The organism is Pseudomonas sp. TE3911 (assembly GCF_054062775.1).
In genome coordinates this window covers 2,812,911-2,829,394 of the sequence record NZ_JBSSFP010000001.1, presented here as the reverse complement: position 1 = coordinate 2,829,394, position 16,484 = coordinate 2,812,911, and the positions used below count along the sequence as shown (strand labels likewise).

The following is a 16,484-nucleotide window of genomic DNA, read 5'->3' as shown; positions in this document are numbered from 1 at the left end:
GCCTGGCTCATGCCAGGCGGTTTTTTTTGCCGGTTTCAGTGTGCGTAATCAGAGATCACGCACAACCCTGAAGCCGATCCAGTCGCCCCGCGTCTGCGGGTAGATAGTGTTGCGGTTGCCCGAGCGCGAAAATACCGGTGCTTCACCCCAGTCATTGCCGCGAATCTGATAGGACTCGCAATTAGATTCTACCCAGGCACTGCCGTCGGCAGGGGCGCCGATGTAGTTGGTATGTTCGCAGTCGGCGACGCGCTCGTAGACGTTGCCGTGCATGTCGTACATGCCGAACGCGTTGGGCGGGTAGCTGCCCACTGGCGACGAGTAGCTGTAGCCGTCCGCAGGCCCGTAGGTGTTGGCGTGTTCGGCGATGCTGTAGCCCTTGCCTTCATCGAAGGGGAACGGGAAAGGCCCGGTGGAACCGGCACGGGCGGCGTATTCACGCTGGGCTTCGCTGACCATTTGGTAGTGTTGGCCGGTCTTTTTCGACAGCCAGGCGACGTAGGCCTTGATGTCGTCCATGTCCATGCACACCGCCGGCTGACGTGGGCCTTGTGGATAGCGCGGCTTGCTGGCGATGCATTCGCGGCCGGGGCGGGTGTCACCATTGGTGATCTTCACGCCGGTCTGGCGCACATAGCTGTCCCATTCACCGGCAGTGATGTGGAAGCGGCTCATGGCGAACGGTTTGGCGAAGGTCACGTCATGCATCGGGCCTTCATCCGGCTCGCGACCGACCTCATCCTCAGGCGTCCCCATGGTGAAGGTGCCGGCGGGCAGCACGACCATTTCCGGGCAGTCCTTACAGTCCTTGAACACCTTGCCCGGCTGTGGCGCGGCGGCCTGGGCCACGCCTGGCAGCAGGGCGCTGCACAGGGCGGTGAGCGCCAGAGTGGTCAAGGGTTTGAGTCGGAATGGAATCATGTGGGCATCTCGTTCAAAGGGAAAAGTGAGCGTCACACCCGCTGGCGCAGCAGGGTCATGAACCGCTGGATTTCGTCGGCGTTATTGAGCAGGCCAGGCGAGGTGCGAATCACGGGGCCGACATCACGGTCCACCGAATCGATCACCACACGGTGTTTCATCATGTGGGCCACCACTGCTTCACTGTCCTGGCCCTTGATTCGGAAGAAGGTGAAACCGGCGGACAGCGCGGGGTTGCGCGGGGTGACCAGCTCGACCTGTGGCTGCGCCAGCAATTGGTCTTTCAGCTCGGTATTCAGTCCATGGATGCGTGTCTGCACCTGGGCCTTGCCCAACTGCAAGTGCAGCTTGAAGGCTTCATCTGCGGCCCAGCGATGCTCGAAGGCGTGGTAGCCGCCAGGCGTCATGCTGGTGGCGAAGTCCTTGTCCTCGGAGAAGGTCGGCACCATCGGCGTGACGTATTTGTTCTCGGGGTCGCGGGCGCACACCAGACCGGTGCCGCGCGGGCCGAACATCCATTTATGGGTGCCGGCGATGAAGAAGTCGCAGTGCATGTCGGGGAAATCGAGGTTTTCCACGCCGAAGCCGTGCACGCCATCCACCACGTAGAGGATGCGGTCTTGCTCATCGCGGTTGCGGTTGTGCTCGTCCACCAGCTTGCCGATCTCGCCGATGGGCAGCTTCACGCCGCTGCCGGACTGCACCCAGGTCATGCCCAACACACGGGTGTTGGGGCGGATGTTGCGCTGGATATTGCCGAGTACTTCATCGACAGAGACTTGGTTGGCGTTGTCGAACAGTGCGATCCGGCGTACCTGTGTGGCTTGCTTGAGCACACGAAAGTCCAGCACGTTCTGGGTGGCGTAGTGCTCGTGAACCGTGGTCAGGATTTCCTGGTCGGGCCGTACCTTGATCCCGCCATAGATCATCGCCAGCCCTTCGGAGGTGCTGCCGGTCAAGGCGATCTGCGGGGGAGAGGCCTTCAGGTAGCGGCCGGCCCATTCGCGCACCTGGCCTTCACGCTTCCAGGTTTCCTGCAAGTCCCAGTCCATGGCCAGCCCTGGGTTGCGGTCGATCTGTGCGCGGTAACGCTCAATGGCTTCGCGTACCGGTTTGGGATGCGAGGTCACCAGGAAGTTGGAGAAGTGCAGGTAGTCCGGGTCTTGGTTGAACAGTCGCTTGAACCCGGTCCATGGGTCTTGTGTTACGGCTGCTTGCGCCTGAGGCAGGATGGCAGCGCCCAGCGGCAGGCTGGCGGCAAGTACCCCTGCCTGCTTGAGAAACGTACGGCGGTCGGTCATGGACTGGCTTCTAGAGGGTTAACGGTTGGCCAATGGTTTGGCGGCTTTTTGTACTTGGTCCCAGACCCGCAGGAAGTTGCCTCCCCACAGCTTGGCGATGTCGGCTTCGGAGTAGCCGCGCTGGATCAGCTCGGCGGTGACGTTGCGGATTTCGCCGACGTTGTTCCAGCCGTCGATGCCACCCCCGTCGTTGAAGTCCGAAGACAGGCCGACGTGGTCGATGCCGATCTTGCGCACGGTGTAGTCGATCGCGTTGCCCAGGTCTTTGAGGGTGGCCTTGGGTTCCTCGTCGAGGATGCCGTACAGCGCGCTGGCGTACTCGCCGAACCGCTGCTCGGGCCAGGCAGCGATGATGGGATCGCCTGGCATCAGGGCCATGGCCAGGTTCGGCAGGGGCGGCAGGTCAAAACGGGCGCGCAGCGTGTTGAGCTTGTCCTGGGTTGGCTGGCTCAGCGGGCGCAGGTAGGCCGAGAAGGCCACGATCTGCACCACGCCGCCACTGTGCTTGATCAGCTGTAATTCCTTGTCGCTGAGGTTGCGCGGGATATCCACCGCCGCACGCGGCGCCGAGTGGGACGCCACCATTGGTGTGCGGCTCAGCTGCGCCACCTGTTCCAGGGCCTTGGTCGACATCTGCGACACATCGATGATCACACCCAGGTCATTGAGACGGTGCACGGCTTGTTTGCCGATGTCGGACAGCCCGTCGAGCGCATCCACCGAATCATTGAAGAATGGCAGCGGGCGCGATGAGTCCGACCAGGCGTTATTGCCCACATAGCTGAAGCCGAACATGCGCATGCCGCGCGCGGCCCACAGGTCCAACTGGTTCAGATCGTTGCCCAGCGGGTAGGCGTTGAGCATGCTCATAAAGATCGCGAACTTGCCCTCGCCATGCAGGCGCCGGAAGTCGTCCGGGGTGTAGGCGATGGCGACCTGATTGGGGAAGTCGCGCACCATGGCGCTGATGATCTTGTAGCGCACTTCCTGTTCATGGCGTGCCGCTTCGACAAACCCTTCGGTGGGTTTGTGCGGTGCGTTCGGGCCGTTCCAGATTTCCGGCCAGCCGAAGATGGTCAGGGCGGCGCCGGACAAGCGGCCCCGACTGGCCTTGACCAGGTCAAATTGATCGCTGCCGTCCTTGTCCGCTTCTTTGCCTGCGGTGCCGAAATCCACCGGCACAGTGATATGGCTGTCGAACGACAACAACCGATCCTGCATCTCGTTGGCCTGCTTGATCACCTCCAGCGAGTAGCCGGCGTTGCCCCTGAACCAGTGATCCCAGACCAGCAAGCCAGCGCCGACGGCCAGGGCCAGCGGCAGGCCGATATACAACGCCTTTTTCGAACGTGATTTTGTCATTGCCATCTCAGTCAGTTGAGGCCTTTGCTATCTGGGAAGAACGAGCGATGAGCGGGGAAATTTAGGCGGGCGAGACGGCGGCGGTAAATTTCCCCTGCCAGCAAACGTTCTAGCTCTGATCAAGCCGTTTCCTAAGGTAAACAATGACCATCTCTCGACGTGGGTTCATCGCAGGCCTCGCGCTCACCGGCGCCGCTGTGCCGGCAGCTTTCTATGCCCATCGCGAGTGGACGCGTGAAGAATTCCCCATCACCCCCGGCGAAGCCACGGTCGATCTGGCCGACACCGCCGGCCAGCAACTGGCCAATACCTTGCGTGGCGTCTGGAGTCTGCGCCTGGAAGGCCGCGACGCTGGCCTCAAGGGCCTGCCGCTGCAAGGCTTGGAACTGCTGCTCGACATCGCCCCCCGTGGCCGAGGCCTGCGCGGCTACCTGGACACCGCCGCCAACCTGCGTGCCGAAGGTGAACCGCGTTACCGGGTATTGGGCGATTTGCTGACGGGCGAGGGCGCCTTGCTCTACTGGCGCTTGATCGACCGCGATTCGGCCGATGGCAGGCCCGCCTATGAATTCAAGATGACCCTCGATGAAGTCTGGGCCGACTTCGGCAACGCCGGCAGCGGCACCCTCAGCGGGCAGATCCTCGACCTGAATCGCCCCCTGGCCCTGACCGAACGCGACAACCGCTTTATCGCCCACAAACAGCTGTTTCCCGAAGCCCGCGAGCGCATCGGCCACAACCCGACCCTGCTCGCCTGGCTGATCGCCCCCGAACACCGCCTGTTCCACCAGCTGTGGCACGCCACTCGCGACCAATGGCACAAACTCTCCGAAGAAAAACGCGATGCCCTGCGCGGCATCGGCTGGCAACCCGGCCCACGGGGCCAGGAGCGCGACGCCCGTGGCAAGCGCAAAGATCGCAACGGCTCGGGCATCGATTTCTTCTTTATGCATCGGCACATGCTCGGCACTGCACGCGCCATGCAGGACTTACCCTCTTGGCCGGCCTTCCCCGAACCGCAACCGGCGCTGGAGCGTGATCGCCTGGGCTTTGTGCGCTACTTCGACAACCACGATGGCTTCGCCTTGCCGCCCACCTGGTTGGCCCCCGACGACAGCGAATACACCCAGTGGGTCAGCGACATCAAGTCGCAAGAGACGTACCACAGCAACTTCCAGGTCTGGGAGTCCCAATACCGCGACCCGCGTTACCTGGCCAAATACACCTTGGGCCAACTGGGTTCCGAGATGGAACTGGGCCTGCACGACTGGCTGCACATGCGCTGGGCCTCGGTGCCCCGCGATCCCTCCAACGGCGCGCCAGTGCCCTTTGCCCGCGACCCGGCAGACTTTGCCGCGCGGTGGTACGCCGCCGAAAACGACTTCCTTGGCGACCCGTTTTCCTCCCACGTAAACCCGGTGTTCTGGCACTTCCACGGCTGGATCGACGACCGCATCGAAGACTGGTTCCGCGCCCATGAACGCTTCAATCCAGGCGAAGTCAGCCGGCTGGAAGTCAACGGCGTAGCCTGGTTCGCCCCGGGCCGCTGGGTCGAAGTCGGCGACCCGTGGCTCGGCCCGGACACCCACGGCTGCAGCACCACGCCGGGGTTGCAAATGGGCAAGTCGATGGAAATGGACCCGGAGACCATGAAGCTCGCGTTGCGTATTACCTTTGGTGCTGACGACGATGCGCTCACAGGGTTGTTCAAGCGCGTGCCGAAGCGGCCGTGGTATGCGCGGCATTTGAAGGTGAAGACGCGGGAAGCGTGACCGCTTGTCGATGAAACTACGATTTTTACGATGTAAAACGGTAGCTGCGGGGTATTAATCTGCGGTTTTCGTTTTCAGGTAAGCGCAAAAGCCTGATGGCTAAGCGTCCTGCGTTATCTCTCTGACAAATTGGTTTATCCATTCCTATCTTTTTTCCGATGTGCTTGTAGGTTTGAAGATTTCGAGTGGGAGAAAAAACCATACGTTTCTTTTTTTATTCTTTTTTCCTGCTCGGTACCTGATCTTTTCCCATGTTTTTGGGAAAAATCTGACGGACTTTTTAACGCTGCGTGACAGATGTAGGAATACCCTTCGCAATCCTGAGATTTTTGTAACCTTTCTGCTTTTCCTTTACCAATTCAGCCTCGGCAAGCTGCGTGCTCTTTCCATATGAGTACCAGTGAGGGTGAAAAGGATGTCAGCCGTTTTACGACCCGCGTTACTTGGCGTGGCGCTGCTCTGCGGTCCACTTCTTGCCGCGGCGCAAACCTTACCGGGCGACAGAGAGCTGGCCCGCGAAAGACAACAGCAAGTGCTGGAAGAGCAGCGTCGACGTCTGGACGAACTGCAAAACCTTCCTGGAAAAGCCGCAGTACGCACCGCACCTGCTCTGGTTGAAGACGGCCAGTGCGTGACCCTCACGCGCATCACCGTTGAAGGTGCCACCTTGCTCTCCGAGGCAAAGCGCGAGGCCTTGCTTGCTCCCTGGTCGGGGCGCTGCCTTGGCGTTCCTCAGCTAAACGAGGTGCTCAAAAGCCTCACCGACCATTACCTGCGCCGTGGCTACGTCACCACCCGGGCGTACCTGCCGCAGCAAGACCTGACAAACGGCGAGCTTAAAATCATCGTGGTGGAAGGGCGCCTCGAAGGCCTCGACAGCTCATCACTGGCCAGTCCCGCAGAGTCAGCCATGACCTTTCCTGGCAGCGTCGGTGACGTGCTGGATCTACGCGAGCTGGAGCAATGGGTCGATCAGCTGGGACGCTTGCCCTCGCGCCAGCCGCAGCTTGAGTTGATGCCGGGCCAAGCGGTGGGCGGTAGCCGTGTCGCACTCAAGGGCGAACGCTTCAAGCCCTGGCGCGTCTCGGCTAACCGCAACAACCACGGAGACGAAAGCACCGGCCGCCAGCAGGCCGGTCTTGGCCTTGAATGGGACAGCCCTTTGGGGCTGGCGGACCAACTGAGCCTGCGCGCCAACCGTGACACGGTCAGCGACCATTGGCGACATTCCGAAAGCCAAAGCCTGTTCTACAGCTTGCCGTATGGCTGGTGGACCTTCAATTTCAGCCACAGCCAAAGCTATTACCGCACCCGAAATGACGCGTCCGGCTTTGCCTTCGCGTTGTCCGGCGACACCTCTACCCAGCAACTTCGCGCCGAACGCGTGCTACACCGCGACAACCTCGGCAAGACCGCGCTCAACATCGGCCTGAGCCACCTGCGTACACGTAACTACCTGGAAGACGCGTTGTTGCGCACGTCCAGCCATCGCATCACTGAGCGCCAGTTGGGGTTCAACCATGGGCGTCGCATCGGCAATGCCTTTTTCAACCTTGATGCCGGTTGGCAGCAAGGCATCGGCGCGTTGGACGCCCAGCGCGACCTCTCCACACGCTCCGGCGCCCCCACCTCCCGCTATCAGAAATACAGCCTGACCCTCAGTTACCTGCAGTCCTTTCGCTGGCTGGACCAACACTGGAGCGTCGACAGCCTGGCCACCGGCCAACGTGCCGAAGACGAACTCTATGGACCACAACGCCTCAGCGTCGGCGGCTTTGGCGCGGTGCGCGGGTTCAGCGAACAGAATCTCTCGGGCAACAGCGGCGGCTACTGGCGCAGCCAACTGCGCTGGCGCCACGCCGTGGGTTGGGACGCCTTGCGCCCGTGGGTGCACGAAGTGGGCGTCGGCTTCGGCTACGACGTTGGGGTTATTCGCCGTGGGCCGCACAACCCCGACGTGGCCGGGCGCCTCACTGGCAATGCCTGGGAACTCAGCGCGCGCGGCCGGCACCTTGCCGCATCGCTGGTATTCGCCCGTGCTCTGGAGCGCCCGGCCGTGATCGAGCACCGCGAGCACCCGATGTACGCCCGAATCGACCTGTTCTTCTAACAACAAGGAACCTTGCCTATGGACGCGCGCAGCCCCTTTAACCAGTGCCTGGCCCTGAGCCTCGCAGGTATTTTGTTTCTCAACCCGATCGTCTCGGCTGCCGCGCAACTGAGCGTCGACCCCGCCAGCCCCGGCACCAGCATCGATCAAGCGCCCAATGGCGTGCCGGTGGTCAATATCGCCGGTCCCAACGGCATCGGCTTGTCCCATAACCTGTTCACCGACTACAACGTCGGCAGCAACGGGTTGATCCTAAACAACGCCACGAATGCCACGCAAAACACCCAGCTCGGTGGGGTGATCCTCGGCAACCCCGGCTTGCAGGGGCAGGCAGCCAGCGTGATTCTCAATGAGGTCACCGGTGGCAATCGCAGCCACCTGGGGGGCTACACCGAAGTGGCCGGACAGGCTGCGCGCGTGATTGTCGCCAACCCCCATGGCATCACCTGCAATGGCTGCGGTTTTATCAATACGCCACGGGCGACGCTGACCACTGGCAAACCAGTACTGGACGACGGGCGTCTGGATCACTTTCGCGTGGACGGCGGTGATATCGCCCTGGAAGGCGCCGGACTCAATGCGCGCAATGTCGGTCAATTCGATCTGATCACTCGCACCGCCAAACTCAATGCGCAGTTGCACGCTGACCAGCTCAACATTATTACCGGCCGCAATGATGTCAGCGCCGACAGCCTGCAGACTCGTGCCCATGCCGATGATGGCCGCGAAAAGCCGCAACTGGCCATCGACGCCAGCGCCCTTGGCGGCATGTATGCCGGGGCGATTCGTCTGATTGGCACGGAACAAGGCGTGGGCGTAAGGCTGGCCGGGGATATGGCGAGTACCGCCGGGGACATAGTCATCAATGCCAACGGTGGCCTGAGCCTGGCCCACACCACCAGCGTCGGCGCGTTGAACGCCACGGCCGCGTCAATTGAGTTGCAAGGCCCAACCTTTGCGGCAGGAGATGTGGACCTGCAGGCGAAGGGCGATCTGGTGGTTCAGCACACCCTCGCCAGTGCAGGCAATGTGCACTTGCAAGCGGCAACCGTGAGCAATCAGGGCAAGGTGGTCAGTGGGATTCAGGAGGACCAGCGTATTGCCGGCAAGCAACTCAGGATCACCGCCGAACGCCTGGACAATCAAGGTGAGCTCAACGCAAGCGGCCATTTGGACATCAAGACCGCTGTTGTCGACAACAGCGGCAACATCGCTGCAGACAGCGCGGAGATCGAAGCCCGCCAACAAATAAACAACAGCGGGCAGATCGTCACCGCCCGCGAACTGAGCCTATCGGCTCAACAGGTCAACAACCAGAGCGGCACGCTCCATACCGAAGGCCACCTGAATCTCATTGCCGATGCTGTCAGCAACAGCGGCAAGACCGTCGCGGCAGGCAACATTACCCTCGCCGCAAACACCTTCGACAACAGCGGCGAACTGCTCAGCGATGGTGACCTGCAACTTACCCTTGACGCAGATCTGCACAACAGTGGCCTGATCGCCGTGAAGGGCGATGCCACTCTCAGCGCCCGCAACCTCATCCAGAACCACGGCCAGATCCTCAGCGGCAACGACATCCAACTGCGCGTACGTGATGTGCTGCACAACCTCGGTGTGCTGAGTGCGGCCCGTCACCTGCAGCTCAACGCAACCCAACTGAATAACGACGGCAGCCTGGGCAGTCAAGGCAACCTGCTGATCAGCGCCAACGTGGCCAATACCGGACTGCTGTTCAGCGGCGGTGACTTGCACATACGCGGCGAGCATTTCAGCAACCTCGAAGGCGACGTCTACAGCGTAGGCGATTTCAGTTTCGCCGCCGCCGACGGCGGCCAGGCGACAAGCTTTCGCAACCTGTCCGGCACCGTGGAAAGCGAAGGCAACCTGCACATCAAGACGCGTGAATTCGAGAACGCCCGCACGGTGCTTGCCCTTGAGCGCGAACTGGTCGGCGGCAGCATTCAGTGGGTTTGTGGCCAGCACTGTGACGGCGATGACAGCTTCAAGCGCGGCACCATCTACATCACCGAAACCTGGCGCGAAACCGCCGCTCCCGGCTCCACCAAGGCTGCCCGCCTGGTGGCCGGTCAACAGTTGTATATCGACGCCGACACGTTGGAAAACCGCTACAGCCTGATGGCCGCCAACGGCGACATGCACCTCAGCGCGCGTCGCTTGCTCAACCAGGGCGCCGCCTCACAAACCGGCCTGTCCAGCACGATCATCGGCACCCCTGGGCGCATCGACAAAGCCCTGTGGGACCAGATGGAGTTTCACGACCTGCCGGCCTTCAACAGCGCGCCTTTTGATCCGTTGCGCTTTGCCGAACTCAAGGCCCGTTCCGAAGGCCCCGGCTTCAGCAACCCCGGCACCCTCACTACCTGGCGTGAAGACGGCCGCGAAGTGTACGCCGCCACCCTGCAAGCGGGCGGCAGCCTCAACCTGAACGCCACGCAATACCTGCAAAATGGCACCCTGCGCGAAAACACCCTGGCGCAGCTGATTGGTGAGGTCGGCCACAACCCCAATGACCTTGAACTGAGCCCCGACCGACTCAGCGATGACCTGACCCGTCCGCCTGAGTTTCACTTGCCCAGCGGCGAGTACGGCCTGTTTATCCCGAGCAAGGATCCCGGCAGCCCGTACCTCATCGAGACCAACCCGCTGTTCACCCACCTGGGCAATTTCCTCAGTTCCCAGTACTTGCTCGATAAGATCGGCTACAACACCGACGAGGCGTGGCGCCGCCTCGGCGACGGCTACTACGAAAGTCGCCTGATCCGTGACGCCGTGCTGGCCAAGACCGGGCAACGCTTTCTCGATGGTCAGAACAGCGATGAAGCGCAGTTTCGTCACCTGATGGACAACGGCCTCAGCGCGCGCGACAGCTTGCAACTGAGCGTCGGCGTCGGCCTCACCGCGCAACAAGTCGCCGCGCTGACCCACGACATCGTATGGATGGAAAAACGCCAGGTACAAGGCGAAGACGTGCTGGTACCGGTGTTGTACCTGGCGACGGTTAACCACCAGAACCTGCGTGGCGCCAGCCTGGTACAGGGCCAGGACATCAACCTGGTCAGCGGCGGCGATATCGTCAGTGTCGGCACGCTCAGGGCCACCCAGGACCTGACCGCCATGGCTGATGGCAGCCTGCTCAACGGTGGCTCGATGACTGCAGGCGAACGCCTCAGCCTGCTGGCCACCGACAGCATCCGCAACGCTATGGCCGGCGAAATCCGCGCCAGCCACGTGGACCTCACCAGCCTCACCGGCGACATCGTCAATGAGCGAACCGCCCACGCCCAATACCAGGGTGACGGCACGCTCATCACCCATCTCGATCATGCAAGCCAGATCAGCGCGGGCCAGCAACTGGCTCTCGATGCCGGACGCGACATTAACAACCGAGGCGCCATCAGCAGCGGCGGCGACGCGAGCCTGACCGCCGCCCGCGATATCAACCTCATCGCTGTCACCGACATCCAGCAAGTGCGCACCACGCAAAACGGCGGGCACCTTGTCACCCAACACAGCCGTACCGAACACCTTGGCGCCAACGTCAACGCCGCCGGCAACCTGAGCCTGCAAGCCGGCGGCGACATCACGCTGTTGGCGAGCCAGGCCAATGCCGGCAAAGACCTCAGCGTGGCCGCCGGCGGAAACATCAACCTACTTGCCGCCGCCAACGAAACCGACCACGAGGTACACAGCAAACGCAACGGTGCCAAGACCCACGAACAAACCACCCAAGTGCGCCAAATCGGCAGCCAACTCAACGCGGCCGGCAACCTCACGGCAACGGCCGGGCAAGACATCCTGCTGCATGCCAGCCAAGTCACCAGCGGCAAGGATGCTTACCTGATCGCGGGCGGACAACTGGAGTTATTGAGCGCCAATGACAGCGACTACAGCCTGTACGACTACGAGAAAAAGGGCAGCTTTGGCGCGATCAAAACCCAGCGCGATGAAGTCACCGACGTACGCGCTGTCGGCAGCCAGATCAGCACCGGCGGCAGCCTCAACCTCGTCAGTGGCGGCGACCAGTTGTACCAGGGCGCGCGGCTGGAGAGTGGTGCGGATATCACCATTAGCAGCGGTGGTGCAGTGACCTTTGAGGCGGTGAAGGATTTGCGCCAGGAGAGTCACGAGAAGAGTAACAACAGCGCGTTCTGGGTTTCATCCAGGGGCAAGGGCAGTACCGACGAAACGCTGCGGCAAAGTCAGTTGGTTGCCGAGGGCAGTATTGCGATCAAGGCCGTTGAAGGTTTGAAGATCGATATCAAACAGGTTAATCAGCAGACCGTCAGCCAGTCCATCGAGGCAATGGTCAAAGCAGATCCACAACTGGCTTGGCTCAAGGACGCAGAAAGTCGCGGTGATGTGGACTGGCGCCAAGTCAGGGAGGTGCACGACAGCTTCAAGTACAGCCACTCGGGGCTAGGACCTGCGTCGCAAATCATCATCGCGATTGTGATGTCGGCGGTTATCGGGCCAATGGCTGCCGCCGCCGCAGGGGGCGGTGTGGGGGGCGCCATGGTAGGTGCTGTAGCAACAGGCGCCTCTACCAATGCCAGCGTCAGCGCGATCAATAACCGAGGCAATCTCGGCGCCGTCTTCAAGGACGTGACGTCCTCCGACGCGATGAAGGGGTACGCCGTTTCGGCAATCACCGCTGGTCTGACTGTGGGGTATTTTGATCAGTGGACGGGGGCCCAAACCAATACGGCCCTAGAGAAAGTCACTGCATCGGGCTCGCTGAACACCTGGACTGGCGTCGGCCAATTTGCGGCCAATCAGGGGCTGCAGAATGGCACGTCTCTGTTACTGAATAAGGCGCTGGGGCAGGGCGCAAGCGTCAGTGATGCATTGAAGAACGCGCTGTTCAATACACTGGCTGCAGCCAGCTTCAACCTGGTGGGCGATTACACCAAAAACGTCCTCGCGGATGGTTCGGCGCCGAAGGTAGCGATTCACGCCATGGTCGGTGGACTGCTGGCAGAAGCCACGGGCGGAGACTTTAGAACTGGCGCCTTGGCCGCCGCTGCAAGCGAGGCGTTGGTCACCCAGCTGGATTCCTTGGTCAAGGGGAATGACAACCTGTTGACGATGAGCTCACAAATCGTCGGCGTGTTAGCGGCTGCAGCAAAAGAAGATACGGATGCGGCCGCGCTGGAGAAAGGCGGTTGGATTGCAAAGAACGCAACGCAGTACAACTACCTGGCACACAACCAACTTGAGCGAGCCGCCAAACAGATAAACCGCTGCACCGATGCCTCCTGCATCGAAGACACCACACGTAAGTTCAAAGAGTTAAGCCTGCAGCAGGACATTGACGCTATTGTCGGCTGCAAGGCTGATCCCAGGTCTTGTGCCGCATTGTCCAAAGAAGTCGCCAACACCATGGCGAATCTGGACGCCATCAAAGACATCGCTGAATACGCCTCGCCCGGTGCCCGGGATGCGATACAGAACCTCATCAACGGCAATTTTGAATTCCAGGAAATGCTGGCGACAGCCACGACCGAGCATTCAGTCGGCGCCATGGTCGATTCGATCAAGGCGAAATGGGAGCTGAGCGATAGCCAGGCGAAGGACATTGCGGATAGTCTTAAGGTTGCGCTGGCTGTAGGGTTGGGTACTGTTGCAGGGGGTTTGGCTTACAAGCGGGCTGTGGCGGGTGGTGCAAAAGCGCCTGTAAATGTGAGGTCGGCTAGTTTTGCTGATGAAGCAAAGCTGATTGGTCACTTTGAAAAACACGGTGCTGAATTTGGGGCAAAGTCGTCTATCGAATATTTGCAGGTGGGCAAAGACATTATGCAAGGCGGGGATAAGGTTCAGTATCTGTACAAGGGCGAAATGCGAACTGGCTACGTGCAGTTCATGGGTAATTCGTCCCGTGGAGATGCGAAGTATGGGTTCGTAGGAACTAATTCTGATGGCGCCATAACTACAATCCATGTGGAAAGTGGCAAGAGTTTTTGGAAGATGTTGAATGGTGATCCTAAAGATAAAACTATAAGGCCTGTGCCATGATTTATTCAGTGCTTGTTGATGGCATCAATCCTGAAATAGAAGAGGAGGTCTCGATTGTTGTATGTGGTCAGCGGCTTACCTGCTTTGCAAGTTATCTTCCCTATCAGCTTGAGATAGGGCGAGTGTATCGGGCAGAGTTGTTGCCCATGGTTTTTGGTGAGTATATTGTTCAAGAGGTTTTTCATGTCACACCCTCAGTCCTTAGAGAAGGTCCAGGCTATTCATACAGAATTATCGGCGAGTTGAGGGATAGTTGTTTGTGCTGTAGTGGATTGACCTTCTGTGATGAGATTTTTCTGGCGGACTTTGGTTTCCTTGAGGGGAAGCTGATTTCATGGCGGGTCGATAGGTTAGACATTTCATTTGTCTGAGTTTCCTCTGGTGCAAAAGCCGCAGGTGAGGCTGCAATACCTGTGTCCGGTCGAGTGCAATCTCGTATAAATATTGCCAATGGGCGCACAGAAACTACTCCGTATCCGTGATACTGGAAAACCTGTATCTGCGGGCTTTGATCACGTCGTGAAAGGTCATTTCGACGTAGAAGTCTCCAATTCCCGCTCTGTGTTTACTATTAGCCCAAATGAGTTGAAGGGGGTTCTTCAGAGTAGCCCAGTCATTAAGTTACCTGCTACTGCGCTACCAGTTACGTCAAGCGCCGCTTTGAAGGCTACGCCACCAACGCTCTGACCGCTGGATTCACTGCCGGCGTAATTGACCCCGCATTCGGTGTGACAGGCGATAAGGTCAACGGCATTACCCAAGGCTTGGACCTTGCCTCGGCTTCCGATATTGCCAAGTTTGCAGCGTACTCAGGAGCACAAGGGGCTACCCAGGCAGGCCTCAGTACCTTGCTGCAAGGTGGTGGCCTGAACGAAAACCTTAATCAGGCCCTTGTTTCGCAACTCCAGAGTACCTTGCAGGCCATCGCTTTTAACGCAGTGGGGGACTTCTCTCAAAGTCAAAACTGGCCCGAGTCCGGCCCTGAAAAAGTAGCGCTCCATGCTTTGGTCGGTGGTTTGGTCAGCGAGGCCGGTGGCGGCAGTTTTGCTACAGGGGCGCTGGCAGCAGGTGCAAATGAAGCGTTGGTCACCAGTCTTGCGCACGCGGTGGAAGGTAACCCGGCGCTCTTGTTGGCAGCTTCGCAACTGGTAGGTATCGCGGCGGCTGGCGCTACGGAAGGCGATGTACAGAAAGGCGCCGAAATCGCCAAGAACGCCACGGCTTACAACTACCTCAATCACCACGAAGTGGATGACCTGGTAAAGGACTTGAAAGGGTGCAGAGGAGCAGAAAATCCTGCTGCCTGTCGAGCAGACCTGACGCTCAAGTACGAAGGCATCAGCGACCAGAAGTCCGGGATGGACCTGATGCACTGCACCGATGTCGCCAGTTGCGACGCTCAACGGTCATTAATTGCCGTGGGAAATGCGGCACTTGATAAATACGAAAGCAGCGGCGCACTCAACTGGGAAGAGCGGCTAATCGTCCGAGGGTTTCTGGATAGCAATCAGGATGACATGCGATTGGCCGTGCAGAAGACCTTGCAGGGAACGCATGCCGAGATAGCTGGTATGCTTCCGGGGGTGGGGCTTGTTGTTGGGAAGGGCGGGACGAGTGCGGTTGGTTCTGTTGGTGCAAAAGGAATGCAATCCATCATTGAGCCAAAAATTGCTCAGCAGATGGGGAAGCGAGGCTGGACAACGGACTCGCTTGAAAGCGTCATCGCGAATCCCAGCAAGACTGTGGTGACTAAAGACACTAGATTCGATCCAGTCTCGGGTACGCGGCTCAATGATCCCGCAACTGGTTATGTAGCCAAAGATGGTTCGTACGTTGTTCGGAATGACCGGACTGGTGCAATCGTGCAGGTATCAGATAAAAATGATAAAAACTGGGTCGCACCATGGGAGTAGAGCAATGAAGGAGTTTGTTTTTTTGGGTTTTGGACCTGAACCAACCAGACTTTGGTGCGGTGTGCCGTTATTTAACTTGAGCGATAGTCATGAGTTGCTGAATTATTGTGATGCACGCGATGCGGCTGTGCTCGGAATTGAAGGGTTTAAAATTGTAGGGGATAAAAGAATCCCTGACTTAGACTGTATTGCGGATTTTTCTGCCTTGGCGGTGGCTGCCGGTGAAGCATTTCCTGCCATGTCTAGAAAGTCGGCTAGGGATTTCATTGAGTTGATTTCAGATCGCGATACTTTTTTGGAGTTTGTCTTAGTCAGGGTTTGATGGTGCAAAAGCAACTGGTGACGCTGCCGGTAAGGTAGATGATCTTGCGTCAACTAAGATCAAGTGGGTTGATGAGAATGCAGGTACGAGTTCGCGTGCCCGTGATTACAATGACTCAGCAACCGGTGCTCGCTCCAATCCTGCAACCCAATCTGGCCAAGCTCCTGCGCTAGAAAGAACAATGCCGGATGGATCAATAAGGTTGGTTAAATTCGATGGTGTGGATGGTGAGGTTTTAGTTGATTGCAAGATTTCGGTTGTAACGACGAACAAATCGAAGGACCAGGCGCTTAGGCAGTCTGACGTGTTAAGTCAGAATGGTTTAACTGCGCGCTGGGAAGTACCTACACTGGCTCAAGCAAATAGAGCTCAGAAAATGCTTGATGAGCTGGGCATAAAAAATATTTCAGTGAAGGTGACTCGTGAGCCAGGAAATCAATAAGCACGTTGCGCGAGCCATTGTTGAGTTTGCTATATTTCTTGAGTTTTCGGGGGGTGATGCATTAAATCCAGATGCGCAATGCAGGGGCTTGAACGATTAGCTTCGACATTGCAAATGATGGACTTGGAATCTAAATCATCTTTGTGCTCACAGTTTAAAAGCATCGCAATAGAGTATTCAGATGAGCAGGCAGAGTTTGTGGAAAGCTTGGGCGAAGCGCTGGGGTTGATCGAGGAGTATTTTGCTCATCAGTAAAAGCCCCAGATTTTACTGATATGCAATGACTTTGTATCACACTGACACCG

General features: G+C 58.9%; 10 protein-coding genes and 1 pseudogene. 8 read left to right on the top strand and 3 right to left on the bottom strand.

Translation table 11 applies throughout. From position 1 onward, the window contains the following. Window positions 1-48: 48 nt before the first annotated feature. Genes pvdO through pvdM form a run of 3 tightly spaced genes read right to left on the bottom strand, consistent with a single transcriptional unit; the run spans window position 49 to window position 3,584 of the window. Entirely contained in the window at window positions 49-921 is an 873-nt protein-coding gene (gene pvdO / locus ACVWXD_RS12775) for a dihydropyoverdine dehydrogenase (RefSeq protein WP_260367293.1), read from the bottom strand. Window positions 922-953: 32 nt separating this feature from the next. After that, window positions 954-2,222 (bottom strand): pyoverdine-tailoring periplasmic protein PvdN, encoded by a 1,269-nt coding sequence (gene pvdN, locus ACVWXD_RS12770; RefSeq protein WP_457371088.1) that lies wholly within the window; start codon window positions 2,220-2,222, stop codon window positions 954-956. A gap of 18 nt (window positions 2,223-2,240) precedes the next feature. After that, complete coding sequence (gene pvdM, locus ACVWXD_RS12765) at window positions 2,241-3,584, bottom strand: pyoverdine-tailoring dipeptidase-like protein PvdM (protein WP_032885334.1); 1,344 nt, start codon at window positions 3,582-3,584, stop codon at window positions 2,241-2,243. 143 nt (window positions 3,585-3,727) lie between these two features. On the opposite strand from pvdM, the gene pvdP reads away from it, so the two are divergent. The 8 genes and pseudogenes from pvdP to ACVWXD_RS12725 all read left to right on the top strand — a co-directional run bounded on the left by pvdP (window position 3,728) and on the right by ACVWXD_RS12725 (window position 16,179). Then, a complete protein-coding gene (gene pvdP / locus ACVWXD_RS12760) occupies window positions 3,728-5,356 on the top strand; it encodes a pyoverdine maturation tyrosinase PvdP (RefSeq protein ID WP_122755920.1) in 1,629 nt (542 codons plus the stop codon). A gap of 415 nt (window positions 5,357-5,771) precedes the next feature. Continuing rightward, a complete protein-coding gene (locus ACVWXD_RS12755; protein WP_457371087.1) occupies window positions 5,772-7,466 on the top strand; it encodes a ShlB/FhaC/HecB family hemolysin secretion/activation protein in 1,695 nt (564 codons plus the stop codon). An 18-nt stretch (window positions 7,467-7,484) separates the two neighbouring features. Continuing rightward, complete coding sequence (locus ACVWXD_RS12750) at window positions 7,485-13,502, top strand: two-partner secretion domain-containing protein (protein ID WP_457371086.1); 6,018 nt, start codon at window positions 7,485-7,487, stop codon at window positions 13,500-13,502. Then, window positions 13,499-13,873, top strand: a complete 375-nt coding sequence (locus ACVWXD_RS12745) for a hypothetical protein (RefSeq protein WP_457371085.1) — start codon at window positions 13,499-13,501, stop codon at window positions 13,871-13,873. The genes ACVWXD_RS12750 and ACVWXD_RS12745 overlap by 4 nt, the downstream gene beginning before the upstream one ends. Window positions 13,874-14,173: 300 nt before the next feature. After that, window positions 14,174-14,557, top strand: a pseudogene (locus tag ACVWXD_RS12740) (DUF637 domain-containing protein); the annotation flags it as partial. 303 nt (window positions 14,558-14,860) lie between these two features. Beyond that, window positions 14,861-15,415, top strand: a complete 555-nt coding sequence (locus ACVWXD_RS12735) for a colicin E5-related ribonuclease (RefSeq protein ID WP_457371588.1) — start codon at window positions 14,861-14,863, stop codon at window positions 15,413-15,415. Between the two features lie 4 nt (window positions 15,416-15,419). Next, window positions 15,420-15,737, top strand: coding sequence for a hypothetical protein (locus ACVWXD_RS12730; RefSeq protein ID WP_181644303.1), 318 nt, complete (start codon window positions 15,420-15,422; stop codon window positions 15,735-15,737). 202 nt (window positions 15,738-15,939) lie between these two features. Continuing rightward, window positions 15,940-16,179, top strand: coding sequence for a hypothetical protein (locus tag ACVWXD_RS12725; protein ID WP_181644302.1), 240 nt, complete (start codon window positions 15,940-15,942; stop codon window positions 16,177-16,179). The last annotated feature ends 305 nt before the right edge of the window (window positions 16,180-16,484 follow it).